General features: G+C 74.9%; 2 protein-coding genes. Both read left to right on the top strand.

The features are described from left to right. Positions 1-446 (top strand): DUF485 domain-containing protein (locus tag ACFV61_RS35580; RefSeq protein WP_380496293.1); only part of this gene is annotated, 446 nt, incomplete at its 5' end. A 32-nt stretch (positions 447-478) separates the two neighbouring features. Further along, positions 479-2,191 carry a cation acetate symporter gene (locus tag ACFV61_RS35575; protein WP_063351411.1) on the top strand — a complete coding sequence of 571 codons (1,713 nt, stop codon included), beginning with the start codon at positions 479-481 and terminating at the stop codon, positions 2,189-2,191. Positions 2,192-2,335: the final 144 nt, after the last annotated feature.

Below are 2,335 nucleotides of genomic sequence, written 5' to 3'. Positions count from 1 at the left end.
GGGGGGGGCCCCCCCCCCCCCGCGCGGGCCCGCCGGTCCCGGCCGCGCGGGCGCCCCCCCCGGTCGCCGCCCCCGCCCCCCGACCCGCCGCCGACCCGGCGGCCGCCCCCCGGGCCCTGGCGCCCGCCACCGACAGCACCGAGGTGTACCGGGCCGTCCAGCGCAGCGACGCCTTCCAGGACATCCGCCGCAGCTACCGCTCGTTCGTCTTCCCGGTCAGCGGCGCCTTCCTCGGCTGGTTCCTGATGTACGTCGCCGCGCAGGCCGCCGCCCCCGGCCTGATGCGCAGTCAGGTGGCCGGCCCGCTCAACGTGGCCTGGCTGCTCGGCCTGCTGCAGTTCGCCTCCACCTTCCTGCTCACCTGGCTCTACGCCCGCAACGCCCGGACCAAGCGCGACCGCGCCGCCCTGGGCCTGCGCTGGGACACCCAGGACCAGCTGCGATGACGACCACGATCACGACCGCGGTGACGACCGCGATGACGACCGCCACCCCGCCCCCCGTCGCCCCCACCGGCGACCACCACGACCTCGCGATCGCGCTGTTCGCCGTCGTCGTCCTGGTCACCCTGGCGATCACCCTCTGGGTCGGCCGCCGAGGCAGCGCCACCGAGGACTTCTACGCCGGCGGCCGCGACTTCACCCCGCTCCAGAACGGCTTCGCGCTCTCCGGCGACTACCTCTCCGCCGCCTCCTTCCTCGGCGTCGCCGGGCTGATCGCGCTGTACGGCTACGACGGCGTGCTCTACAGCATCGGCTTCCTGGTCGCCTGGCTGGTGGTGCTGATGCTGGTCGCCGAACTGGTCCGCAACGCCGGCCGGTACACCCTCGCCGACGTGCTCGCCCTGCGGCTGCGCCGCCGCAAGGTCCGGGCCGCGGCCGGGGGCGCCAGCGTCGTCGTCACCCTGCTCTACCTGGTCGCCCAGATGGTCGGCGCGGGCTCGCTGGTCGCCCTGCTGCTCGGCACCAACAGCGCCCAGGCCCGGACCTGGACCATCGTCGCCGTCGGCGGACTGATGATCGTCTACGTCACGATCGGCGGGATGCGGGCCACCACCTGGATCCAGATCGTCAAGGCCTTCCTGCTGATCGCCGGCTCGGTGCTGCTCACCGTGCTGCTGATGGTCCGCTTCCACGGCGACGTCGGCGAGCTGATGCGCCAGGCCGCCCAGCACAGCGGCGCCGGGCGGCGCTACCTCGAACCCGGCCTCAAGTACGGCGCCACCTTCACCAGCCGGCTCGACTTCTTCAGCCTGGGCCTCGCCCTGGTGCTCGGCACCGCCGGACTGCCGCACATCCTGTCCCGCTTCTACACCGTGCCCACCGCGAGGGCCGCCCGCCGCTCCACGATGTGGGCGATCGGCCTGGTCGGCGGCTTCTACCTGATGGCCATCGCGCTCGGCCTGGGCGCGACCGCGCTGGTCGGCTCGGCGGAGGTGCGGCACGCCAACTCGGCCGGGAACACCGCCGTCCCGCTGCTCGCCCTGGTGCTCGGCGGCGGCAACGGCAGCACCGGCGGGGTGGTGCTGTTCGCGCTGATCTCGGCGATCGCCTTCGCCACCATCCTCGCCGTGGTCGCCGGGCTCACCCTGGCCTCCTCGGCGGCCTTCGCCCACGACATCTGGGCCGGCGCCTGGCGCGGCCGGCCGCGCCGGCGCCCCTTCCGGCGGCGCGCCGCCGTCCCGGCCTCCCGGCCGGGGGAGGCCGGGGACCCGGCGGAGGCCGAGCCGACGGGCGAGGCCAGCGAGCGCCAGGAGGTCTGGGTGGCGCGGTTCGCGGCCGTCGGGATCGGCGCGGCCGCGATCGCGATCAGCCTCTACGCCCAGCAGCTGAACGTCGCCTTCCTGGTCGGCCTGGCCTTCGCGGTGGCCGCCTCCAGCAACCTGCCCGTCCTGCTGTACAGCCTGTTCTGGTCGCGGTTCACCGCCCGCGGCGCGGTCTGGTCGGTGTACGGCGGGCTGGTCCCGGCGATCGTGCTGGTCGTCTTCTCCCCGGTGGTCTCCGGCACCAAGGTGGCGCTCTTCCCCGGCGTCGACTTCCACTGGTTCCCGCTGGAGAACCCCGGCATCATCTCCATCCCGCTCGGCTTCCTGGCCGGCTGGATCGGGACGATCACCTCGCCCGAGCCGGCCGACGCGGACCGCTTCGCCGAGCTGGAGGTGCGCGCCCTCACCGGTGCGGGCGCGGCCTGAGCGCCGCGCCCCGGGGAACCCCCGCGGGCCTGGGGCCGCCCGGGGTGCCCCCCCGCCGGGGGGGGTGTGCGGGGCCGGCCGCACAGCCGTATCGGTGGGAGGGGGCGGTGTGGTATACACAACATACGCGGGCGACCACAAATC

Origin of the sequence: Kitasatospora sp. NPDC059817 (assembly GCF_042731835.1) — a bacterium.
Lineage (GTDB): Bacteria > Actinomycetota > Actinomycetes > Streptomycetales > Streptomycetaceae > Kitasatospora.
The sequence above is the reverse complement of the archived record's forward strand: the minus strand, read 5'-3'. Positions and strand labels throughout refer to the sequence as shown.

Excerpts from the sequence above, each read along its gene's own strand:
- ACFV61_RS35575 (WP_063351411.1), top strand. The coding sequence starts at position 479 with ATGACGACCGCCACCCCGCCCCCCGTCGCCCCCACCGGCGACCACCAC.